Here is a 22307-nt window from a genome sequence, read left to right as displayed (position 1 = left end):
TGACGGACTTTTCAAATCGCTTCTTCTCGCATGGATTTCGAGAAGAAGCGATTTTTCCCAATGAATACCGTTATTTGACCGTTATTTGACGATCTCGCAGAATTCGATGGTTTCGGCGTTGGGGCCGGTGACGTTGAAGTACCGGATACCCTTGTCCCAGAACGAGGGAATGGACTGGATTTCTGTTTCCTTGATGTCCAGCCCCAAGGCCTTGGCGTTCTCGTAGGCCGCCTCGATGTCGGGCGTGTCCAGCGCCCAATGGTTGATCGCGCCAGTCGTCATGGGCGCGGGATCGCCTTCCCACGTCTCGATGGTCAGGTGCCCGTATCGCAGGAAGGCGCATCGGTTCTCACCGTTATGGTAGACGCCGACGAGCTTGAACCCAATCTTTTCCGTGTAGAAGCGGATGGTCTCGTCGAGGTCCTTGGCCGGCATGCCGGAATGCTGCAGATCGGTGGTGAAATCGGTCATAGGCTGCGCCATGGCGTTCTCCTTTGAACAGAGTTGGATAAACGGTTGTATGCGAATCCCATTATTCCACTCGCCGGAGCGTTTCAAGGCTTTCACGTTTTGGCCCTTAACTCCACAACCTATAACCCCAATTGCGGGTTAAGTAAAGAAAAGTGTGTCTTAAATCCGGGGTGAGGCTTACTGCGGGTTCGCGTGTCGGGGTGTGATTAACGGTTTGGGTGTTAATCCGGCGGGGTGCTTGACTTTTCGGGTTGGCTTGTTCCATGAGCAGGAACAGGTCCTCGAGGGCGAGGAAATGCCCTTTGTGTGGCAGGCCGATGCGCGGGAACGGGTTCACGAAGGCCGGCTCCCGGCGATGGCGGTGCGATGAGTGCAGGCTGAGCACCACCGCGAAGCGGGAGGACTCGACCCGTATGGCGGAGTTCCGCGCGTTCCTCGCGTGGCTGACCGGCAAGGATTCCATGGGCGAGGCGGCCGCCCGGCTCGGCATCACCCGTCAGGCGTTCTCGGCCCGCGTCGCGTGGTGCTGGAATGTGGAGCCGGTCTTGCCTCCCGTCCCCCGTTTCCACCGGTACGTGATGGCGGACGGGACGTATGTTCCATATGGCTGGTGCCTGCTGGTCCTGACCGGCGAGGATGGCCGTCCCGTGAAATGGCAGTGGTGCTCCACGGAGACGAAGCCGGCCTACTTGCAATTGTTCCACGGGGTGAGGGGGCCGGGGCTGCTGGTGAGCGATGGCGGCCAAGGATGCCTGGCGGCCGCCGGGACCCGGTGGAAGGGCGTCGCCGTGCAACGCTGTCTCGTGCACGTGCTGCGCAACACCCGCGTCGATCTGACGAACAAGCCCAAAAGCGGGGCGGGAAAGGCACTGCTCAAACTCGCGCGCGGGCTTACCAAAATCCGCACTGCGGATGAGGCCGCCGCCTGGCTCGCCGAACTCAATGCATGGCACGGGGAGCACGGTGATTACCTCAAGGAAAGGACCACGGCCAGACAGGATCCCGCGCACGCGAAAGGGCGTAAGTGGTGGTGGACGCACGAACGCCTGCGCCGCGCCTACTTCCGGCTCGTCAGATTGAACCGCGCCGGGATGCTGTTCGCGTTCTGCGATCCCGCCGTCGTCGGGGACGGCGATTCGCTGCCGTCGACCGCAAACCAGTTGGAGGGCGGTGTCAACGCTGTGGTCAAACGCACGCTCGACCATCACCGGGGCCTGTCGGAGGAGCATATGAAACGGTGCTGCGAATGGGCGGTGTACATGCTCACCGCGGAGCCCGACCCCGTGTCGTTCGTCACGCCCGACCACTGGAAATCCATCAGGAAGGAACCAGCGGAGGACGACGCGCCGACGTCTGGAACCCTGACGGGCGTGCAACTGCCGGCCGCCGGCATCGATGCCTACGAGGGCGGGTTCGGCATCAGGAAAGGCTGGGCCGGACGCTCACTAGCCCACCGACACGCCAGTGACACGCACGGATAAGACACACTTTTCTTTACTTAACCCCCAATTGCCTATAACCCTTGTTGCAATTGAATGCAGTGAGTTTATGGTGAGTCGGCGGGTTTATGGTGAGTTTGCCGGAGAATCGGGAAACCCCGCAAGCCTTGGAAATCTTGGCTTGCGGGGTTCCGCGTGGTGGCTCCGAACGGCGTCGATCCGTTGACCTAGCGATTTTCAGTCGCTCGCTCTACCAACTGAGCTACAGAGCCATGAACAGAAGAAGATTCGAATCAAATCCTCAACCATTCCAGCGACCCCGGCCGGACTTGAACCGGTGACCTCCGCCGTGACAGGGCGGCGCTCTAACCAACTGAGCTACGGGGCCGTGTGTCTCACTTGCGTGAAGCAACAGATGTATATATTACTGATTTCCAGCGATCACGCAAACTACGGCGTGTCCCGCGGAATTCCAACGATTTCATATCCATCCCAATAAGCGCGCATCATAGAAATCTCACCAAAATCCCGAGCGAAAGCACAGGTACAAGGTAGGGCTCTGTTAAACCAAGATTGACATGAATCCATGTCTGACTACCCCTCAGTCAGCTTTGCTGCCAGCTCCCCTGACAAGGGGAGCCAAGAATAGGCGCATATCAATCTTGGTTTAACAGAGCCAAAGGTAAAGCAACAACGCGAATACAGACCACAGCCGCTTCATCGCACCCGCAGCATCACAGCCGCAACCGCAGTATCCGTTCGGGGAAACGACTTGGTATGGTGAACTACAGCATATTTCGATACGTTATGGCCGCCCGTCACCCCACGGCGCCCACCAGCGAGAGGCATCAATCACAGCATGACCAACCCCGAATCCGACGTCGCCCCGGAGTCCCCGGATCTCGAAATCACCGACGATACCCGCGCCGCCGCAGACAACAACCCCATCGAAACGGAAGCCGGCACCGGCCACCCGATGCACAAGGTCCTTTCCTTCGTTCGCCGCTCGGGCCGCCTGGACGACCGACTGCAGCGCGCATGGGACCGCTACGCCGACACCTATCTTCTGGACATCGCCGCCGGTAACGGCCTGCTGGATGTACGCGAGGGCGTGCAGCTCAGCCGCGAGTTCGTCGAACGGACCTGGGGCAACGACAATCCGCTTATCGTGGAGATCGGCACCGGCCAGGGCGAGAACGTGGTGGCCGCGGCCGCCACGCATCCGGATACGAACTTCCTGGCATTGGAGGTGTACGACCCGGGCGTGGCGCACACCATGCTGCTTGCCGGCAAGCAGGAGCTGACGAATCTGCGCGTGGCCCAGGTCAACGCGCCGGAGCTGTTCAAGGTCGCTGAGGCCGGGTCCGTGGCCGAGGTGTGGACCTTCTTCCCGGATCCGTGGCCCAAGAAGAAGCATCACAAGCGCCGCATCGTGCAGGAGGGCCTGGCCGCGGACATCCATCGCGCGCTCGGTGAGGGCGGTGTGTGGCGCATCGCCACCGATATCGAGGACTACGCCCTGCACGTCCACGAAGTGATGGACGACCTGCCCGGCTGGCATAACATCGGCACCATGACCGCGAGTTTGCCACTGGAGCACGTGGGCAAGGGCAACGCCGACCTGGCCGCGGACATGCCGCACGCCGACTTCACCGAATCCGAACGATTCGCCGGTCGTGTGCTCACCAATTTCGAGAAGAAGGGCCTGACGGCCGGTCGCGTGATTCACGACTTCACCTATCAGGCAGTCGGCGAAGGCATGGCTACGGATACGAATACGGACAAGGCGGAAGCCTGACCGGTCATCCCCAGATGCCGACCCGGCCGGCAGTCGGCGACCGAGCCGGTATCTCCCAGCAAAGCGGCGACACGACCCGCACGATACGTCGGCGTGTCGCCGATTTGCATTAATCCAGATCTTCCAGTAATGTTACACGAGTTGTCCGCCCCCATCGTCTAACGGTTAGGACACCAGACTTTCAATCTGACAACGAGAGTTCGACTCTCTCTGGGGGTACTCGCCGGCTCCGGGTTCCACGAGGTATCGTGGCCCGGAGCCTTTTGTTTCCAACGGTTTCAGGCCGCCAGCTTGGCCTTCAGTTGCTCGCACAGGAAACCCGGCGGTGGCCACTGCCACCAAAGATGCACCTCCGTCACTGCTCATTCCGCGCATCATCTGCTCGTACATCGACGCATCCAGCAGGGAGAGCGGGGGGACGTTGAAGAATTCCGCCACTGCGGCGATATCCTGGATGGTCCAGGAGGTCTTGCCGGTCATCTTCGCGGACACGGCGCCCCTCTTCAGCCCCAGTGCCGCGCAAAGTGACTGCTGGGTCATCCCGCGGCCGGTCAGCTGCATGTTGACGTTCCAGATGAATACCCTCTGCAGGTAGTCGCCGAGTCCATTGGATTCGGACGACGGTTCGATTTTTGCCATATCAAGTCCTTTCAGATTGGAGTTGTCCAATATCGATGGACATAATCCTACAACAATGATTTGCTGCTGTGCAAGTTTCTTGATATATTGTCTATTGTGAATGGACTGACGGCAAAAATAATGGATTCTCCGATGCGTCGCTATATGACGGCGGCGGGTCTGAGCTGCCGAGACCTCGCGAGGGAGATGGGTACGTCCAAATCCTCGGTCGCGGGAAAGGTCAACGGCTCGATACCGTGGCAGCAGTCCGACCTGATCTGGCTGGCCATTCACCGAAACCTGTCCCCTGGGTATGTGCTCGGCATCGACGCCTATCTCACGGATGGCGGGTGGAAACCCGAAACGAGAATCCCCGGACCGGCTGGAACCCGGCGCGGGGATTGAACGGCAACAACCATGGAGCCGCGGGCGCGCATATCCGCCAAGATCAGACGCCCGTCGTTCCGATTCCCCGAAGGAGGGTCATCGCCATGACCGATTCTACCAATACCGCCGGCATTCGCCCGGCATCCGTCTTCGAGCCTAATCGCCAGCGCGACGCCGCGCGGCGGACGACGCGGGCCGGCGGCAAAGTCGATCTGCGCATCGCGAAGGCGCATGTGCTGTCCATGCTCGCCCACCCGTCCCGGGGCTCGCGCCGCTGAGGCGCGCGTCCGCGGACCGTTTCCCCGATACCGGCCGAACCATGTGGTGGCTGGTCGTTGCCGCCGTGTGCGTGTCCGGCGGCGTTCTCTCGTATGCGTTGTGCCGCGCCGCCCGTCTGGGCGACGACATCGGCGCGAGGCTGCGCGAACGCCGCGAAGCGGACCCGGAGCATGACGGCGGGAAGGTCGAACGATGAGCAGCAGAGCCGAGAACTGGGCATGGGAGCGCGACGACGTCAAGGGCATCACCAAGTTCGTGCTGGTGTATCTGGCCCGCCGCGCCTACTACGACGATGGCGCCGCCGCGTGGCCGAGCGTGGAGACCATCGCGTTCAACTGCGGGTGCTGTGAGCGCACCGTGATCCGTTCGTTGCAGGAGTTGGAGCGCAAGGGCTACATCAGGCCCGGCGACCAGGAGATGTCGGCGCGCAACCCGCGCACGCGCAAGCCGATCGCCAAGGGACACCGCTCGCGCGTGTGGGACGTCGTCATGGACGGCGACCACGCCGCCGAGAACATCGAGGAGAAGCCCCGGAACCTGGACGCGCTGGCGGAAGGCGACGGCAAATCGAATCCAGACAAGGACAATTTGTCACCCGACGGATTGTCACCCGAACCGAAGGGCGTGGAGCCGAGGACAAATTGTCCCGGAATCTTGGACAGAAAGTCACCCAATAGACAAGTGATAAACAATTCTCCCCTCATCCCCTTCGGGGATGCTCCCCTCAACGCCGAACAAGCCCCCACGAAGACCGAACCCGTTCCGGCGACCGATTGGGGCAAGGCCCTGCCTCCCAAGGGCTGCAGGAACCCGCTATGGGTGCCCGAACCCGGCAAGCTGCCCGAGCCGGTCACGGAACGCGCCGGCCAGGAGGTGCGCGTGCTCGACGGCATCCGCCGGCGCATGCTCGCCGTGGACCAGAGGTTCGACGTTCCGGCGACCATGGCCGACCGCAAGGCCGTCCACTCGCTGCTGATCGATCGCCCGTACGGCGAGATCGTCGCGACGATGGACTGGGCGTACCGCAACCGCTACTGGCTTCCCCGGCTCACCAGCGGCGCCAGGTTCGCCGCGAACTACGTGCAGCTGCGACTGGAAATGCTCACCCATCCCGATCCGACGGGAAAGCGGGCGCCAGACGCCCCGCTGCCGGTCGTCAAGGACCCCAACCGGGCGATACCGGTCAGCTCGTCGTCCGCAAGCCGCGTGCCGATCTACGGGGCGGCGCTGCTGCGCACCTCGCTGTGTCAGGAACACATCGAAGGCGCCATCTCGCAGGAGGCGTGCCCGGTATGCGCGTACGACAAACGCAACCACGCCACCCACGACGTCGCCGGGCGCCGCAAGGCGAAAGCCGTTGCGCCGGCGGAGGCGGTGCGGCCATGAGCGGGGACGGGCAGCGTCTTGAGGCGTGGAAGAAGGCCGGCGAATGCCGCGACTTCCCGCAACCATGGTCCGACTACCTGTGGTCGCTGGAGTTCGAGCACCGTCCCGGCGACGCGAAGGCGTTCCACTCGGTCGCCAAGGCCGTGTGCGAACGATGCCCGGTACGCGCCGAATGCCTGGCCTACGCGGCCAGCGGCGGACTCGAATGGGGCGTGTACGGCGGCAAGGTGTGCACCGACCGGCGCAGGATCGCGCGCATGGCCGAAGCCGACGGAGTCCCTTGCCGGGACCGCGGCCTGCCGTGGCCGCAACGCTGGCGGCTGCTCACGGACTGGATACGCGCCCATCGGAACGTGTTCGACGAAGCCACCGACGAGGCCAGCGCCGAACGCCAGCAACGACGCCTGCGCGCACGGGGCAGGACGGCCGATTGCCCCGACCCGCATGAGCCGTCAGGCAATCAAACATTCAAACAAGCAGGAATCCAAGCAATCAGACAAGCAGACAATCAGGCGTCCGACTGATCAGGTTCGCGTGATCGCCGGCAGTCGCAAAGGAGAAGAACGAATGCGCATCGCCATAGCCAACGCCAAGGGCGGGGTCGCGAAGACCACGTCCAGCATCTACATCGCCTCGGTCATCGTTTCCAGGGGCGGCAGTGCCGTCGTGTACGACGCGGACCCGCAGTCTAGCGCGAGCCTGTGGGCCGCCGCCGCTGAACAGACCGCGGACCCGCTGACGTTCGACGTGCTTCCGGCCAACCAGGCCACGCTCCGTCAGCTCGCCGCGGGAGCGGACCCGGACGAATGGGCGATCATCGACGCGCCGCCGCAGGGGCCGACCCTGGACATGGCCATCAAGGCCGCCGATTTCGTGATCGTGCCGGCGTCGGACTCGCCCATGGACCTCCAGCAGGCATGGAGCACCCTGGACATGGCCAGGATGAGCACGCCAGCCGCGCTGCTGCTGGTCAAGGCCGAACGCAACACGAAGGCGTTCCGCGACACCATGGACGCGCTCAACGCCATGGACACTCCCCGGTTCGACACGATCGTGCCGAAGGCTCAGTCCTACAAGCGGTCGCTCGGCACCAACCCGCACCAGCTGGGCGAATACCGGGACCTCGTCACCGAACTCCAGCAGATCGCCGGAAAGCAGGAGTGAGACCATGCAGGGCAACTACCAGCCACTGGCACGGCCGGTGCCGTTCGACGACGTGCTGCGTCAGCAGAACAAGACCTCCAAGGCCACGGGCGAACCGCTGGTCATGCTCTCATTGCGCATACCCGTGTCGCTCAAGACCCGGCTCAAGACCGCGGCCGCCGCGCACGGACTGCCCATGCAGCAGCTCCTGCGCGACGCCATCGAACGCGAGCTCGACCGGCTCGACGGCGACGATGAGCCGTAACCCGTCAGACAATCCAGCAAGCAAACAAGCCAACAACCAAACATTCAGGCAGTCAAACATGCGGACGCGATCCGGCAAGCCGGCGCGTCTGCGGAAAGGAGACACTATGGATTATTCGATGGAGGTCTCCGTGCTCGGCGACCGGATCAGCATCGGAGAGGAGTCTCACGTCATCACCCTCGGCGTGAACACGGGATTCCCCGCGGGCTCCACGGCGGGACTGGCGTACACGCTCTCGCCGTTGCAGGCCCGCGTGTTCGGCGCGCAGATGCGCGCGGCCGCGGACGCCGCGGAGGGGCATCCGGGCGTGCCGTCCGACGAGGAGGTGAACGCGGCGGCGAAGGTGTTCTGCGGCGGCGTGTGGAACGGGTTCGACCCCGCCAGCATGATGCCGACCGAACAGTTCGACCGGTTCTGGGGCGACGGCGAGGGCCACCAGCTCTACCTGGCGATCGCGCGCCACGCGCTCATCGCCGCACGCATGTCCATCCTCGCCGGGCAAAACGAAAGCTGACAAGCAGACAAGCCCGCATGCAGGCAATCAAACAATCAAACTTGACTGCATGCAGTCAATCGGACATGCAAGCAATCAAGCAAGCCAACAATCGGGAAAGCAAACAATCCAACAATCAGGAACGGAGCAGAACCATGAACGACAGCCATAACGAAGACGAAGAAATCTTCGACGGCACGAGCGAGGATTCCGCGCTCGAAGACCAGATGAGCGCGCATATCGCTGCCATCGCCGCCAGCGGCGTCGCCGCCGAAGCCGAAGCCCTGGCCAACCGACAGGCCGACATGGCAGCCAAGGAACGCCGCGAAACCAAGCTCGCCATCCTTGCGTCCATTGCCATCATTGGAGCCTTCGTCGTTTATGCCATCACCCGTATCGGCCGCAGCTAGAACGAGTGCGTCATCGCATATCATGGACAAATTCCATGCTGTGCGATGACGGCCAGACATAGGTCCGCAATCACGATTCATATCCGCAAACCAGAGAGTTTTAGGGCCGCCGAATGCGTTCCTAAAGCTCTTTCTGGCGGCTGATGACCTATTGTAGTTCGCCTGCTAGGTATGGTTCCACGAATGCGAGGTTGCTGCCACGTTCGAGCGAGTGGAAGTCCTGCATGGCGTATTGCCAGGATTCCTCCCAAGTGGCCGGGTTGCCATGTATGCGTCGCAGGGATTGAAGGGTCGTCGAGAACAGGTTCGGGTTCTGCGTGAAGCGGTCGGCCAGTTTGATGGCGCCGCTCTGCTTGTGCTGCGCGTCCAGGTTGTCGGTCCTGCCGCGGAACGCGTGTTCGAGGTTGCGGCTGACATAGAACAGACGGTATGGAATCAAGACGGTGCGACCGCCCTGCTTCTTCCTGAATCCGTCGAGTTTGAGCAGGGAGTCCACGCCGTTTCGCTTGGTCGTCCGGTCTGCGATCAGAGCGTCGCGGTTCGTGGTGATGATGTCGGTCGTCGAATACAGGGTTCCTTCCGCTGACGGGTCCTCCCGCACTTGGTCGTCGGGGGTGAACGCCCCGTCGAGGTCGCAGATCTGGATGACATGGCCGAGCTGGCCCCATGTGCGATCATGGTCCTTGAGATAATACTCGACGAGTTCGCGCACCGTTTGTGAGGGTTTGTCCGCGGGATAGAACCCGTTGCGCCGGTGGAATTCCTCACGGTGATTCGGCGCGGTCAGCACGTCGCAATGGAATTCCTGACCTTGGAACAGGCGGTTCTCGATCAACGCCGAGAACGCCGGCACGAGCAGGCTGGCGTCGCTTGCGCCCTCCACGACCAGCAGGACGATCTTGCGTTTAGCCACGGTCCGCCTCCGTTCCGGCGGCGTTGAGCGCGGCCAGATCGTCGTCGATATCGTCGTCCTCGTCGGGGTGGCCGGCGGCGTAGAGGCTGTTGCCGAACATGCGCGGGATGGGCGAATCGTAGATGTCGGGACCGCTCCATCCGAGTTCGCTGGCCGTCAGGTACCGTTTGCGCTGGTTGTTCGTGGAGGACTTGCGCGGGATGGTCGCGAACCGATTCTTGGGATCGGTCACCGTCGTGCGGATGCAGCTGTTCGGCAGCACCTCCAATGCCCGCAGGTTATGGGCGGTGAACACCAGTTGCCCCGCGCACCCGTCCGCCAGCTGGCCCAGCATGTCGCCGAGCAGCAGCTCGAACACGCCGGAGTCGAACTCGTCCACGGCGACCAGTGCGTTCTCGTCGTTGTACGCGTGCTTGAGATAGCCGAGCAGCGCGGTGATGCGTATGATGCCCTCGCTCTCGCAGCGGAAGGGCACCGTGACGTCGCCGCGGCGGGAGAACAGCTCCGCGGTGACCCGGTCCTCGCCGTCCTTGCCGGAAGGCGCGGTGCCGGTCTTCAGCAGGACGTGCAGGCCGGGCACGATGGTGGGCAGGATGCGGTCGAAGGACTCCACGGTCTGCCCGAGTCGCTTCGCCTGGCCGGGGGTCAATGGATTGGGCTGCAGCAGGTCGAACGCGAACTCCGTGTTGCGACCTTCCGGGTTCTCCTCCATGATCGGGATGATCGCGAACGCGGCGTAGGAGCCGCGACGGGTGGTGGACACGAAGATGTCGTTGGTCGCGTAGCCGCACAGGGCCTCGCGCAGGCGAACGAACTCGCCGAAGCGTTCGTTGATGTACGTCAACGATCTGGCGGACACGCCGTTCGCCTCCCGCACGCGGGCCACAGCCCAGTCGATCAGGAACTCGGCGTCCGGCCGGTCGTCGAGCGTGGCGCACCGAGAGAACAGGAACGAACGCCCCTCCATGTACGCGCGGTCCGCGGTGCGCGAGATCACGGTCTTCACCGAAGCGACCGCCTCGATGGAACGCCACACGTAGACCGGGGTCGACACGAACCCGTCCGCCTCGGAATCCTCCATACGATGTCCCAACACCTCACGGCCCAAGCGCGAGGGATCGTCGCCGATACGCACCGATTCGGCGACGACGCGCGCCCGCGTCGAATCCGGGTTCGCCTTGCGCATGGACACCCTGTACTCAAGATAGTTCGGCTTCTGCTTATCGCCGACGAGGAATGTCGCCGTCACGGTCGCCGAACCGGCGCTGGCGCTGACGACATCACCGGCGGTATCCGGCAGCATATTCCCGGACAACAGCGCGCGCAGTATCCCGATGGCGTCGATGACGGTGGTCTTGCCGGACCCGTTCTGCCCGTAAATACCCGTGACGCTGCCACCGGTGGGCAGATCATCGAAATCCAGGACGCCATGCGATATGTTCCTCATGTCGTCCAGAACAAGTCTTTTCAAACGAATCATCGCATTGCCATTCTCTAAAACTCACAATAATCAATTTTTAATTGAAATACATGACTATTATACAGTGTAACCTGTGTGCATACCGCCGCGTTTCGCAATCAGATCATAACCTGAGCGACACAACAGCCCAGATCCACGATGAGGTGGTTCGACCGGGACAACGTCTGTCCGCCGCAAGACCACCTGGAGCGGGGTGATGCTGATGGTGCGTTCGGGGTCCGGCGGCCGGCCGTCGGGCTTGCGGGCGTGCTTTTCTTCCAGGGACCCGGGAGGAGGCGGGTTCTGGAGTCCCCGTCTCCTCCCTTTCCCGGAGAGGGGCTTGTGATCGCATGTGGGAAAGGATTTCGTATGAGGTTCGGGAAGAAAGGCACCGGCGCGGTGGCGTCGATCACTGCCGCCGCGGCGTTGCTGGCCTGTCTGGTTCCGGTCGCGTTGGCCGATAACGGTGGCGGTGGTTCCGGCGAGGATGGCGGCGGTTCGGGCGGTGGTCCGACGCAGACGGCCGATGTGCATTGGATCTACAAGGATTCGTGGCCGGCCACGCTGGATGGCATGAAGACGGCGTTGAGTGACGCGAAGGTGCGTCTGTCGTCCGATCTGGCGAACGGGCAGAACCAATTCGTGAACATGAACAAGACTTTGAGCGACGCAATCGATGAGTGCCAACGCTCCTATACGGGTGAGGGGAACGCGGACTGCCGTCTGGTGGCGGTGGGCTACGTGCGCTTGGCGGATGGTTCGTTCAACGGCAGCTACGTGAGCTCGAACGCGAAGAACCGTTGGGAGGCGCAGTGGAAGGCCGAGGCGAAGGGCGACTACACGTATCAGGGCCAGAAGTACTCGACCTCGACCACATGGAAGGACAAGCTCGGCACGCGCAGCGTTGACTCGCTGGCACAGGAGTCGATCAACTCCAACCCGAACGCCTCGTTCCGCGTGATCGTGCTGGCGCAGAACCAGCCACCGGTCGATTACAAGCTGAACGTGACCACCAGCCACAAGCAGAAGACCGACATGCAGGTCGGCTCCACCGACCCGATCGGCGACGTCATCCACGCAGACAACGGCGGTTCCGCGATCAAGGAGACGTTGAACGGCACCGCGATCATCCATTACGAGAACGGCCCCTACATGCCCGCGAAGAGCGTGAGCAAGCCGATCAGCTTCTCCAGCAATGGAGACACCCAGCTCGACAATCTCGCCTCGCCGAAGGATTTCGGCATGAAATACTGGGCCGAGGGCTCGTACTGGATCGACATCCAGGTGCCCAAGCAGGGCCGCATGCAGGCGGCCGTGGACACCGCGGACCGCGATCCGGCCGAATCCTGGAAGGTGAGCCCGATGCCGCCCGAGCCCCCGGTCAAGAAGATCGAGGACGGCGTGAGCGCCGACCGGATGACGAACCGCACCACCATCACGTACGGCACCGGCCGCGGCGGCTACGAGATGCGTTTCCGCGACGTGATCGAACCCAACGGCGTCGAATACTCCGTAGACAACTACAGGCTCATCGACAGGACCGACGGCAACCGCGACGTTTCCGGCGAGTTCGAGATCAACTGGGACAAGGCGTCGAACACGGTGTCGGCCGCTCGTTCGGCGGACAACGGCGAGATGCCCATGGACCATGTCTACGAATTCAGCTTCGACGTGACCGTGTCGAAGCCCTCCGACTTCCAGCAGGTCAGGGACCATGCGTGGGGCCAGTGGAACCACGAGCCCGAGGCCGACGCCGGAACGAAACAGTTCGATACGTGGCGGCCGAATCCCGACAAGAGCTGGATCCGCCTGAACGCGAAGGGCCAGTGGGAGGCGGTCATCGACCCGAAGGAGACCAACCAGACCGGCGCCGACGATATGACGCTTCTGGACGGGGACCGGGTCGCCTCGGTGGTCAACGGCACCATCGCCAAGAACCTCATCCAAGCCCCGGAGGCTCTGACGCTCACGGACGACTGGTCGGCCGCCGACTACCTGTTCGACGCCGACGACAAGTCGAAGATCAAGGTGTACGAGGCCGATGCCGGCACCGATCGCGAGTCCAGCGTCACCGACATCGCCAACCACGGCAGGGACGTCACCGACCAGTGGGCGATCACGATGGAAGGCACCACGGTGACCGCCACCGCAGGCCAGGCCTACCGCGAGGGATTGAAGGGGCTGAAGACCGCGAAGCAGGTCACGCTGCTCATTCCCGGCAAGGCGTCCTATGCCAACGGCAAGGGCGCGGGCCAGGTGCGCGACGACTTCGGCAAGCAGTCGAGCGACGAACTGTCGTTCTGCACCACGCCGGATGGCAAGGCGCTGACGAACAAGGGATCCCAGACCGTCAACACGCACACCATCCCCACGAACGAACCGAAGATCTGCGGCTACATACCGCCCGTCGTCAAGGACGTGGTCGGCGAATCCTCGCAGGGAGGCGACCAGGCGTCCGTGGACGGCAGGGTCGTCTACCCGGGCCAGCGCGTGGAATACCGTCTGGAGACGCAGCCCCACCTGCCCGGCAATCTCGCGTACTCCGTCAGCGAGGTGGCGGTCACCGACACCTACGACGAGCATCTTGAAGTGGACAAGCAGACCCTGGAGGTCACCGACCTGTCCACCGGCAGGTTCATCCCGAAAACCGAGTACGAGACCCAGTGGAACGACTCGCAGCACGCGGTGCGCCTCGTGTTCTCCGACGGGTATGTGAAGACCAACTGGCGCAACGGCGCGAACCCGCGCATCATCGTCCGCTTCGAGGGCACGGTCGCCAAGGACGCGCCCACGGACACCAAAATCGGCAACCAGTGGGCATTGACACTGAACAACATGGTCACCCCGAGCAACAGGGTGTGGAACGAGCCTCCCGACTTCACGCCGGTGAAGAAGGACACCCAGGCCGACCCGTCCATCAGCATCGACGGCAAGACCGCCCTGCTGGGCGACCGGATCTACTACCGCGTGATTATCGACGCCAAGCAAACCAACCAGGCCTACAAGGTCTGGAGACTCGGCATGACCGACGACTGGGACGACGAATACCTCTCCCTTGACGCCAAGCGCATCGAGGTCACCGACACCGCGACCGGCAAGGACGTGACCGCGAAGTTCAACATCGCGGCGATCGACGGCGTCGCCTACGTGTACGCCAAGACCGCGGACACGAAGGTGCCGGCCACCGGCGAGACCATCAAGGGCGACCCCCAGCCCAAGAACCTCAAGGAATACGCCGAAAAGAAGGACCACGACCCGTTGAAGGAGCCAGCCATCGACCAGTCGATGCTGGGCACGAGCTACGAGGTGATCCTGCCGATGACCGTCATCAAGGTCACCGACGGACATATCGTGAAGAACAAGGCCACGCAGGTCGTCAACGACACCCGCAAGGACACCAACGAGGTCGCCAACCCCCTCAAACCCGTCAACCCGTCCAAGGACGTGGTCGTGAAGGTGGACGGCGAATCCATCGACAAGCGGAGCGTGTACCTCAACAGCCTGTTCCTCTACCGTCTCGACAGCTCCGTGCTGCCCGCGCACCGCGCCTACCAGAAGGTCACCGACTGGAGCATCACCGACCCGCTCGACACCGAGCACGACCAGTACACCGGCCAATGGGCCGTGTACGCCATGCGCGACCTGACCGAACAGGGCAAGGTGATCGCCCATAAAGGCATGAAGATCGCCGGCAGCAGCTTCGACGCCGGCGCATACGGCGGCGAACTGTTCACCCTCGCGCAGGACGACAAGGGCGTGGTCACCGTTACTGCGACCCAGCGCATGCTCGACCTCATCAGCGGCAACGACGAAAGCGAGCAGGCATGGACCGCGTTCATCCAGTGCAAGCGCGTCAAGACCGGCGAACACATCGCCAACCGGTTCGACGAAACCCTCAACGGCACCAAACGGCCTTCCAACCAGGTCGAGACGCACACGCCCGACATGACCCCGAGCCTGAAGATCGAGAAATGGGACGAGGCCTCCGGCTGGCCGGCCGGCGACCGCGACCAGGTCAAGGACGCGCTGGCCATGCAGGGCGACACGCGCATCGTGTTCACCATCACCAACACCAGCACCGCCGACCCCGACACCAAGCAGGGCGCATGGTACCGAACCAAGGACCTGAACCTCAAGGACCAACTGGTCGCCGGCGACGGCCGGGTGACCGACCTCGAATACCCCGCCGATTGGGACAGCCGCATCCTCAAGCCCGGCGAAAGCGTCGAGGTCAGGGGCGTCCTCAAGGGCGTGACCGACCATCACACCGACCGCGCCACGGTCACCGGCACGCCTCTGATCGAATGCGTCGTCTCCGACCCGGATCCGTTCGACGGCAAGGACGAGACGTCCGCACCCGATGACGCGGTCACGATCGACGGCAGGCTCGTCTGCCCCGACACCGAAGTGGTCAGCAACACCGACGACTGGAACGGCTACCGGACCGGGCTCGCCCACACCGGCGCCGCCATCCAGGGCGTGATCGCCGCGGCGATCACCCTGCTCGCCGTCGGCGTGGGACTGGTCGCCGCCCGCAGGTTCAGGCGCGGGAACAACGCCGCCGGCCGTCACTCCGGCACGATGCAACCCGTCGATGCCGAGGACGCCGACGCGGATGCCGTCGAAACCGTGGATTCGGTTCCCGGCGGGCAATCCGTGGTCTGACCGAAGCGGCAGGGACCGCTTTCTGCCGCGATGATTCTTCCGGCCGGACGACAATCCGGCCGGAACCCCGCCGGTTCTCTTCCTTCTTCTCTCCCCGGCGGGCATGGCAACGGCCCGGCGCCAACGGTTCAAACCGTTAGCGCCGGGCCGTTCCCTTGCTGCCCTGATTGCTTACTGCTTGTCGGTTTCCTCGGAGGCGAGTCGTTCTTCGAGCTGTTCGACGATGTGGTCGTGCATGTTCTCGTCGATCTTGACGGTCAGGAGGAAGACGACGAGGCTGGCGACGATGCCGGCGAGCGGCAGGTAGTAGGCGCAGGTCTTGAACGTGCGGATGTTCGCGGCGGTCATGTCGGCGGCGGTGGCGTTGCCGACCATGCCGGCGGCGACGGCCACGAAGCCCACGATGCCGTTGGACAGCGCGCCGGCGATCTTGTCGAGCATCGGGCGCACGGAGAGGGTGACGGCCTCGTTGCGCTTGCCGGTCTTGAGCTGTCCGTATTCGATGGAGTCGGTCATGCTCAGGATGGCGGTCATCTGGATGGTCTGCGCGGGCAGGTAGAAGAGGACGAGCGCGACGATGACGACGGGCAGGTTCATGGGCGCGATGATGAACAGCGTGTAGCCGGCGATCATGAACGCCATGCCGGCGGTGTACAGCCAGCGGCGCGGGATGCGGCGGTTGAGCACCGGGTAGAGGGGCGTGGTGACCAGTCCGGTGATGACCGGGATGACGCCGGCGATGGAGAAGCTGTCCGGCGCGCCGAGCACGTATTTGAACTGGTAGAAGAGCACGCCGGTGGTGGCGACGTTGGCCACGGAGTACAGCAGGTAGCTCAGGGCGACCCACAGGAGCTGGTCGTTCTGGGCGATGGCCTTGAACGCCTCGATGGGGTTGCCGTTGGCCTCGGCCTTGGCGCGCAGCTCGCCCTGGTTCTCGCGGGTGCCGAACGCGACGCTCCACGCGGTCAACAGGCCGAGCACGGCGATGATGATGGCGAACGCGGCCCAGCCGGTGCGGCCCTGCTCCCATTGGCCGGTGAACTTCCAGGTGAACCAGCTGACGACGGGCACGACGATGACGGTGACGCCGTTGTAGCCGATGGATCCGGTGAACGCGCCGAGCGCGGTGTACGTGCTGCGTTCGTGCGAGTCGGAGGAGATCGCGGGGATCATGCCCCAGTAGGAGATGTCGCGCAGCGAGTAGATCACGTCCAGCAGGATGAACACGATGACGAACAGGACCATGAACACGCCGGTGTTCACGTCCACGAGGCCGAACAGGCCGGTGAACACCATGATCAGCAGGATGCCGGGCACGAGTCCGCCGATGAACTGCCAGGGGCGGAACCGGCCCCAGCGGGTGTTCGTGTTGTCCACGAGGTTGCCGAGCAGCGGGTCGAGGAAGATCTCCGCGATGCGGATGACCACCACGAGTCCGGTGATCACCGCGATGAGGCGCGCGGCCAGCGTCTTGTCCACGTCGACGAACAGCGCGGTGGTCACGAACGTGATGAAGAACGTGCTCATCGTGTTGTAGAACGCGGCCTGTCCCAGATTGCCGAACGCGTATGCGATCTTCTGTCCCATGTTCCTCGCGGGCGCTGCCTGCGGCTGTCCGGGCGTCGCCGTGCGCTGTGTGGTGGATCCGCTCATGGTGTGGTGGCCTCCTTGCGACCTGTAAAGAATCCGTGCGCGGGAACAGCTCCGATCCCGCAAGACGCGAGTATAGAACTTTCTCAAAAAAGTAAAAAACTTTACCGCGTGTCGCAAGCAATGCCAACGAATCGCATTCGTCGATTCGACGCGACGCGCAGGGAAAAGACATCGCAGCAGCCGAATTATCGTTGCAATCAATAGATTTGCACAGGTTCTCGCAGTCGCCGTCGAGGCATGCGCAAGAAGTTGCGTAAATTAGTAAATATCTTTATCATCGTTGTGCAAGGAGTCACATTCGAAGGCTCCCGCACTGCGGCGGCAACGACGCGACGCAATCCGATGCGAAAGCGAGGACATCATGAACACAACCGACGATCAGCGGAAGAACGGCGATCCGATCGTCTCCCCGTCCATGCCGACGACGGCATGGCTCGCCGACCCGCGCGTGTACGCGGTCCACCGGCTCGACGCCCATTCCGACCATACGTGCTGGTCGCACGCCCCCTCCGGCGGCGAGGGCACGGATCTCACGCAGAGCCTTGACGGCGAATGGCGGGTCCGCGTCGAGACGGCGCCGGCGAACAGCTTCCCCGACGGGACGAGCGACGGACCGGATTGGATCAGCGACGTGTCGCCGCTGTTCGCCGCGCCGGGCTTCGACGACTCGTCGTTCCCCCGCGTGCGGGTGCCCTCGCATCTGGAGACCGCGGGACTGCTAGACCCGCAGTATGTGAACGTGCAGTACCCGTGGGACGGCCACGAGGACCCAAAGGCCCCGGCCATCCCCGAGCATGGCCATGTGGCGGTCTACCGACGCAAGTTCGCCGCGGAGGGCGCGGTCGCCCAGGCCATCCGCGAGGGCCGCACGGTGACGCTCACCTTCCAGGGCGCGGCCACCGCCATCTACGTGTGGCTCAACGGCGCGTTCGTCGGCTACGCCGAGGACTCCTTCACGCCCAGCGAGTTCGACGTGACGGACGCCGTCAGGAAGGACGGCAACGTGCTGGCGGTCGCCTGCTACGAGTATTCGAGCGCGAGCTGGCTGGAGGACCAGGACTTCTGGCGGCTGCACGGCCTGTTCCGCTCCGTCGAGCTCAACGCGAGACCCGCCGCCCACGTCTCCGACATCCACGCCGAAGCCGATTGGGAGCCTGCCACGTCGATCGGATCGCTCTCGCTGGACGTGCTGATCGACGGCGCCACGAACGCCGCGACGGCCGACCTCGCGCTGCGAGACAAGAACGGCACCATCGTCTGGCGCACCGCCACGGAAGCGGCCGGAACGCTGCACGCCGAAGCCGAGATCGACGACGCCGCACCCTGGAGCGCCGAACGCCCGGACCTGTACGAACTGTCCGTCACCCTGCTCGACGCGGACGGCAAGGTTCTGGAGACCGCGCGCACCCGCATCGGCTTCCGGCATGTGGCCATCGAGGACGGCATCCTCAAGCTCAACGGCAAGCGCCTCGTGTTCCGCGGCGTGGACCGCCACGAGTTCGACTGCCGGCGCGGCCGTGCCGTCACCGAAGAGGACATGCTGTGGGACATCCGCTTCATGAAGCGCCACAACATCAACGCGGTGCGCACCTCGCACTACCCGAACCAGTCACGCTGGTACGAGCTGTGCGACGAATACGGCATCTATCTGATCGACGAGACCAACCTGGAGACCCACGGCAGCTGGAACAGCCCCGGCGACATCCCCGTGGGCACCTCCGTCCCCGGTGACGACGAGGCCTGGCTGGGCGCATGCATCGACCGGCTGGACAGCATGATCATGCGTGACCGCAACCATCCCAGCGTACTCGTCTGGTCGCTGGGCAACGAATCCTACGCGGGCGAAGTCCTCAAGGCCATGAGCATGCACGCGCATCGGCTCGACCCGGGCCGTCCCGTCCACTACGAAGGCGTCAATTGGAACCACGCCTATGATGGGATCAGCGATTTCGAAAGCCGTATGTACGCCAAGCCGGACGAGATCCGCGACTGGCTCGAACACGGCGACGAGCGTGGCGCGGCGAACAAGCCGTTCGTCAGCTGCGAGTACATGCACGCCATGGGCAACTCGTGCGGCGGCCTGAGCGAGTTCATCGACCTCGAACAGTACGAGCGCTACTCCGGCGGGTTCATCTGGGACTACATCGACCAGGGGCTCGTCCAGCGCCTGCCCGACGGGAGCGAACGACTCAGCGTCGGCGGAGAATGGGGCGACCGGCCGACCGACTACGAATTCGTGGGCAACGGCATCGTGTTCGCCGACCGCACGCCCAGCCCCAAGGCGCAGGAGGTCAAGCAGCTGTATTCGCCGATCAAGCTCACCCCCGACGGGCACGGCGTGACCATCGAGAACCGCAACCTGTTCATCGGCACCGACGGCTACGTGTTCGCCGCACGGCTCCTCGAAGACGGGCGCGAGATCTGGCACGCCGACTACCGGTTCGACGTGGCCGCCGGAGACACCCAACGCCATGACATCGCCTTCCCGGACATCGACACGGACGGGAACACGCGCGAGGTCACCTACGAGGTCGATCTCCTGCTCGCCGAATCCACCGCATGGGCGCCGGCCGGCTACGAGCTCGCGTTCGGCCAGCTTACCGGCACCCTCAACCCCGAACGGGACATCACCGAGACCGATTATGACGACGACGGCCGCGCGACGGTCACGCTCGGCCGGTGGAACACGGGCATCCGCCGCGACGACGAGGAAATCCTCCTGTCGCGCACCCAGGGAGGCATCGTCTCCTGGACGCGGGACGGACGGGAAATGGTCATCCGTCGCCCTGAACTCGTCACCTTCCGCCCTCTGACCGACAACGACCGCGGTAACCGTTCCGGATTCGACCGTGCAGCATGGTTCGCGGCCGGCCGCTACGCCATCGTGACCGATACGAGCATCACGCAATCCGACGACGGAGGACTCACGGCCGAATACCGGTACGAGCTCGCCGACCCGGGCCACACGCCCGTGACGGTCGCCTACCGCATCACGTCCGACATGCACATGCGACTGACCGTCGAATACCCCGGCGGTGTCACCAACGCCGCCAGCCTGCCCGCGTTCGGTGTCGAATGGGAACTGCCCGGCGAATACACGCAGCTGCGCTACTACGGGCCCGGCCCCGAGGAAACCTACCGCGACCGCAAGCAGGGCGGCAAGCTCGGCATCTGGGACACCACCTCAGAGGCAAGCATGGCGCCGTATCTCATGGTGCAGGAAACCGGAAGCCACGAGGACGTCCGCTGGCTCGAAGCCACCGACATCCAAGGCCACGGATTGCGCGTCAGCCAGCGCGGCGACCGTCACTTCACGGCCAGCCTGCTGCCATGGAACACCTACATGATCGAAGCCGCGCGCCGCCATGAGGACCTGCCCGCCCCGCGCCACAACTACCTGCGTCTGCTCGCGGCGCAGATGGGCGTCGGCGGAGACGACTCCTGGGGAGCCCCCGTCCACACGGCCTACCAGCTGCCCGCAGGCAGGCCGCTCACCCTCGACGTGAACCTCGAACTCATCTGACCGGCAACGGGCGGCGGCATGCACCACCATGCCGCCGCCTGTGCATATTCCCCAAAACACACCCACAGAAAAGAGGCAATCAATCATGGCTGAAGTGATCATCATCAAGAACGAGAAGGAGGCCGGCGAGATCTACGGCCGTTGCGTGGCGGACCTCATCAAGGCCAAGCCGGACGCGGTGCTGGGACTCGCCACGGGCTCCAGCCCGCTGGCCGCCTACCAGGCCCTCGCCAAGATCGTGCACGAGGAGCACATCGACGTCTCCAAGGTGCGCGGCTTCGCGCTCGACGAGTACCTGGGCCTGCCGCTCGACCACCCGCAGTCCTACCACTCCACCATCCACCGCACGGTCGTCGAGCCCCTGGGCCTCGACCCTGCCAAGGTCCACGTGCCCGGCGACGTGCTGAACGGCGCCCCGCTCGAGGACGGCGACAAGATCGCCGCCGCCGGCCCGGCCTACGACGCGGCCATCGAGGCCGCGGGCGGCATCGACGTGCAGATCCTCGGCATCGGCACCGACGGCCACATCGGCTTCAACGAGCCCGGCTCCTCCCTCGCATCCGGCACGCGCGTGAAGACCCTGGCCGAGCAGACCCGCATCGACAACGCCCGCTTCTTCGACAACGACATCAAACAGGTGCCGACCCACTGCATCACGCAGGGCATCGGCACGGTCCTCAAGGCCCGCCACCTCGTGCTGCTCGCGTTCGGCGCGGGCAAGGCCGAGGCCATCGAGGAGACCGTCGAGGGCGGCGTGAGCGCGTTCTGCCCGGCCTCCGCGCTGCAGCTGCACCCGCACGCCACGATCATCATCGACGAGGAGGCCGCCAGCCGCCTGCGCCACAAGGACTACTACCGCTACGCCTTCGCCCACAAGCCGGCCTGGCAGGGCATCTGATCGGCAATCGAACGGTTCGGGCTCCTTCTTTCTCCGCAAAGAAGGAGCCCGAACGCATACAGGAAGGAAATCATGACGCAGGACAGAAACGAGATCGTCGCGCGCGTGACCGCGGCGTTGGAAGGCGAGGCCAAGCCGGTCGCGATCCGCGGGGCGCGCAAGGTGGATGCCCGCGGCGAGCAAAGCGGATATTGGGTGGTCTCGGACGCGCGCGGCGTGATCGTGGGCACGGGCGCCGCGACGGCGGACGGCAGCGGCGAGGAGGCGTTCGAGCATGCCTGCCGCACGGTCGGCATCGACCCGGCCGCTCCATCGGGATCGGACGGTGCGGTTATTGACGCGGCCGGGCGGATTTTGACTCCTGGTTATGTGGACATCCATTCGCACGGCGCCTGGGAGAAGAGCTTCGACGACGGCCCCGACGGCATCGACATGGCCCGCGCCGGCCACGCGGTCCACGGCACCACCCGCCAGGTGCTCTCGCTCATCACCAACCCGATGGACGTG

At 64.0% G+C, this 22307-nt stretch carries 18 protein-coding genes, 3 tRNA genes and 2 pseudogenes; 16 read left to right on the top strand and 7 right to left on the bottom strand.

The window, feature by feature from the left end:
- Positions 1-81: 81 nt before the first annotated feature.
- Positions 82-483 (bottom strand): VOC family protein, encoded by a 402-nt coding sequence (locus DF196_RS10545; RefSeq protein WP_109057778.1) that lies wholly within the window; start codon positions 481-483, stop codon positions 82-84.
- A gap of 251 nt (positions 484-734) precedes the next feature.
- Here DF196_RS10545 and DF196_RS10535 point away from each other — a divergent pair, with 251 nt between their 5' ends.
- Positions 735-1952 carry an IS1249 family transposase gene (locus DF196_RS10535; protein ID WP_109057777.1) on the top strand — a complete coding sequence of 406 codons (1218 nt, stop codon included), beginning with the start codon at positions 735-737 and terminating at the stop codon, positions 1950-1952.
- 154 nt (positions 1953-2106) lie between these two features.
- On the opposite strand, the gene DF196_RS10530 is transcribed toward DF196_RS10535, so the two are convergent.
- Positions 2107-2182, bottom strand: a tRNA-Phe gene (locus tag DF196_RS10530).
- Positions 2183-2224: 42 nt separating this feature from the next.
- Positions 2225-2298: transfer RNA gene (locus DF196_RS10525), tRNA-Asp, on the bottom strand.
- Positions 2299-2769: 471 nt separating this feature from the next.
- Between DF196_RS10525 and trmB the strand changes: the two genes are divergently transcribed.
- The gene (trmB, locus tag DF196_RS10520) at positions 2770-3708 is read left to right on the top strand and encodes a tRNA (guanosine(46)-N7)-methyltransferase TrmB (protein ID WP_109057776.1); all 939 of its coding nucleotides are present in this window, start codon (positions 2770-2772) and stop codon (positions 3706-3708) included.
- A gap of 147 nt (positions 3709-3855) precedes the next feature.
- Positions 3856-3927: transfer RNA gene (locus DF196_RS10515), tRNA-Glu, on the top strand.
- A 162-nt stretch (positions 3928-4089) separates the two neighbouring features.
- Here the strand turns inward: DF196_RS10515 and DF196_RS14225 are convergent.
- Positions 4090-4347 (bottom strand): annotated as a pseudogene (locus DF196_RS14225) (helix-turn-helix domain-containing protein); the annotation flags it as partial.
- Between the two features lie 60 nt (positions 4348-4407).
- Here DF196_RS14225 and DF196_RS10505 point away from each other — a divergent pair.
- The 9 genes from DF196_RS10505 (at position 4408) to DF196_RS10480 (ending at position 8689) form a co-directional block, all read left to right on the top strand.
- On the top strand, positions 4408-4731 hold the full coding sequence (locus tag DF196_RS10505) for a helix-turn-helix domain-containing protein (protein WP_239512457.1): 324 nt from the start codon (positions 4408-4410) through the stop codon (positions 4729-4731).
- Positions 4732-4817: 86 nt separating this feature from the next.
- Positions 4818-4991, top strand: coding sequence for a hypothetical protein (locus DF196_RS13600; protein WP_165775776.1), 174 nt, complete (start codon positions 4818-4820; stop codon positions 4989-4991).
- A 41-nt stretch (positions 4992-5032) separates the two neighbouring features.
- The gene (locus tag DF196_RS13595; protein WP_164514792.1) at positions 5033-5188 is read left to right on the top strand and encodes a hypothetical protein; all 156 of its coding nucleotides are present in this window, start codon (positions 5033-5035) and stop codon (positions 5186-5188) included.
- Positions 5185-6378 carry a helix-turn-helix domain-containing protein gene (locus DF196_RS10500; protein WP_101626207.1) on the top strand — a complete coding sequence of 398 codons (1194 nt, stop codon included), beginning with the start codon at positions 5185-5187 and terminating at the stop codon, positions 6376-6378. Before DF196_RS13595 ends, DF196_RS10500 begins: the two co-directional genes overlap by 4 nt.
- Complete coding sequence (locus tag DF196_RS10495; RefSeq protein WP_101626208.1) at positions 6375-6902, top strand: WhiB family transcriptional regulator; 528 nt, start codon at positions 6375-6377, stop codon at positions 6900-6902. The genes DF196_RS10500 and DF196_RS10495 overlap by 4 nt, the downstream gene beginning before the upstream one ends.
- Before the next feature lie 43 nt (positions 6903-6945).
- Complete coding sequence (locus tag DF196_RS10490) at positions 6946-7542, top strand: ParA family protein (protein ID WP_164514793.1); 597 nt, start codon at positions 6946-6948, stop codon at positions 7540-7542.
- A 4-nt stretch (positions 7543-7546) separates the two neighbouring features.
- The gene (locus DF196_RS13960; RefSeq protein ID WP_165784786.1) at positions 7547-7786 is read left to right on the top strand and encodes a hypothetical protein; all 240 of its coding nucleotides are present in this window, start codon (positions 7547-7549) and stop codon (positions 7784-7786) included.
- A 106-nt stretch (positions 7787-7892) separates the two neighbouring features.
- Complete coding sequence (locus tag DF196_RS10485) at positions 7893-8300, top strand: transcriptional regulator (protein WP_094667182.1); 408 nt, start codon at positions 7893-7895, stop codon at positions 8298-8300.
- A gap of 17 nt (positions 8301-8317) precedes the next feature.
- Complete coding sequence (locus tag DF196_RS10480; RefSeq protein WP_233428118.1) at positions 8318-8689, top strand: hypothetical protein; 372 nt, start codon at positions 8318-8320, stop codon at positions 8687-8689.
- A 148-nt stretch (positions 8690-8837) separates the two neighbouring features.
- On the opposite strand, the gene DF196_RS10475 is transcribed toward DF196_RS10480, so the two are convergent.
- Both DF196_RS10475 and DF196_RS10470 read right to left on the bottom strand, forming a co-directional pair.
- On the bottom strand, positions 8838-9602 hold the full coding sequence (locus tag DF196_RS10475; protein WP_109057775.1) for a hypothetical protein: 765 nt from the start codon (positions 9600-9602) through the stop codon (positions 8838-8840).
- Complete coding sequence (locus tag DF196_RS10470) at positions 9595-11082, bottom strand: AAA family ATPase (protein ID WP_094667179.1); 1488 nt, start codon at positions 11080-11082, stop codon at positions 9595-9597. Before DF196_RS10470 ends, DF196_RS10475 begins: the two co-directional genes overlap by 8 nt.
- Before the next feature lie 348 nt (positions 11083-11430).
- Here DF196_RS10470 and DF196_RS10465 point away from each other — a divergent pair, with 348 nt between their 5' ends.
- On the top strand, positions 11431-15726 hold the full coding sequence (locus DF196_RS10465) for an LPXTG cell wall anchor domain-containing protein (RefSeq protein WP_109057774.1): 4296 nt from the start codon (positions 11431-11433) through the stop codon (positions 15724-15726).
- A 171-nt stretch (positions 15727-15897) separates the two neighbouring features.
- Here DF196_RS10465 and DF196_RS10460 read toward each other — a convergent pair whose 3' ends face one another.
- Positions 15898-17379 carry a glycoside-pentoside-hexuronide (GPH):cation symporter gene (locus DF196_RS10460; protein WP_109057773.1) on the bottom strand — a complete coding sequence of 494 codons (1482 nt, stop codon included), beginning with the start codon at positions 17377-17379 and terminating at the stop codon, positions 15898-15900.
- Between the two features lie 361 nt (positions 17380-17740).
- Here DF196_RS10460 and lacZ point away from each other — a divergent pair, with 361 nt between their 5' ends.
- The 3 genes and pseudogenes from lacZ to DF196_RS10445 all read left to right on the top strand — a co-directional run.
- Complete coding sequence (gene lacZ / locus DF196_RS10455) at positions 17741-20902, top strand: beta-galactosidase, LacZ type (protein ID WP_109057772.1); 3162 nt, start codon at positions 17741-17743, stop codon at positions 20900-20902.
- An 85-nt stretch (positions 20903-20987) separates the two neighbouring features.
- Complete coding sequence (gene nagB, locus DF196_RS10450) at positions 20988-21800, top strand: glucosamine-6-phosphate deaminase (RefSeq protein ID WP_109057771.1); 813 nt, start codon at positions 20988-20990, stop codon at positions 21798-21800.
- A 72-nt stretch (positions 21801-21872) separates the two neighbouring features.
- Positions 21873-22307, top strand: a pseudogene (locus tag DF196_RS10445) (N-acetylglucosamine-6-phosphate deacetylase); the annotation flags it as partial.

This window comes from Bifidobacterium callitrichidarum (genome assembly GCF_003129905.1).
Lineage (GTDB): Bacteria > Actinomycetota > Actinomycetes > Actinomycetales > Bifidobacteriaceae > Bifidobacterium > Bifidobacterium callitrichidarum.
This window is presented reverse-complemented; position numbering and strand designations above follow the sequence as displayed.

Coding starts and splice junctions, on each gene's coding strand:
- DF196_RS10470 (WP_094667179.1), bottom strand. CDS start 11,082: ATGATTCGTTTGAAAAGACTTGTTCTGGACGACATGAGGAACATATCG.
- DF196_RS13595 (WP_164514792.1), top strand. CDS start 5,033: ATGTGGTGGCTGGTCGTTGCCGCCGTGTGCGTGTCCGGCGGCGTTCTC.
- DF196_RS10500 (WP_101626207.1), top strand. CDS start 5,185: ATGAGCAGCAGAGCCGAGAACTGGGCATGGGAGCGCGACGACGTCAAG.
- DF196_RS13960 (WP_165784786.1), top strand. CDS start 7,547: ATGCAGGGCAACTACCAGCCACTGGCACGGCCGGTGCCGTTCGACGAC.
- DF196_RS10485 (WP_094667182.1), top strand. CDS start 7,893: ATGGATTATTCGATGGAGGTCTCCGTGCTCGGCGACCGGATCAGCATC.
- DF196_RS10535 (WP_109057777.1), top strand. CDS start 735: ATGAGCAGGAACAGGTCCTCGAGGGCGAGGAAATGCCCTTTGTGTGGC.
- DF196_RS10495 (WP_101626208.1), top strand. CDS start 6,375: ATGAGCGGGGACGGGCAGCGTCTTGAGGCGTGGAAGAAGGCCGGCGAA.
- DF196_RS10465 (WP_109057774.1), top strand. CDS start 11,431: ATGAGGTTCGGGAAGAAAGGCACCGGCGCGGTGGCGTCGATCACTGCC.
- DF196_RS10545 (WP_109057778.1), bottom strand. CDS start 483: ATGGCGCAGCCTATGACCGATTTCACCACCGATCTGCAGCATTCCGGC.
- nagB (WP_109057771.1), top strand. CDS start 20,988: ATGGCTGAAGTGATCATCATCAAGAACGAGAAGGAGGCCGGCGAGATC.
- DF196_RS13600 (WP_165775776.1), top strand. CDS start 4,818: ATGACCGATTCTACCAATACCGCCGGCATTCGCCCGGCATCCGTCTTC.
- lacZ (WP_109057772.1), top strand. CDS start 17,741: ATGAACACAACCGACGATCAGCGGAAGAACGGCGATCCGATCGTCTCC.
- DF196_RS10480 (WP_233428118.1), top strand. CDS start 8,318: ATGCAGGCAATCAAACAATCAAACTTGACTGCATGCAGTCAATCGGAC.
- trmB (WP_109057776.1), top strand. CDS start 2,770: ATGACCAACCCCGAATCCGACGTCGCCCCGGAGTCCCCGGATCTCGAA.
- DF196_RS10460 (WP_109057773.1), bottom strand. CDS start 17,379: ATGAGCGGATCCACCACACAGCGCACGGCGACGCCCGGACAGCCGCAG.
- DF196_RS10490 (WP_164514793.1), top strand. CDS start 6,946: ATGCGCATCGCCATAGCCAACGCCAAGGGCGGGGTCGCGAAGACCACG.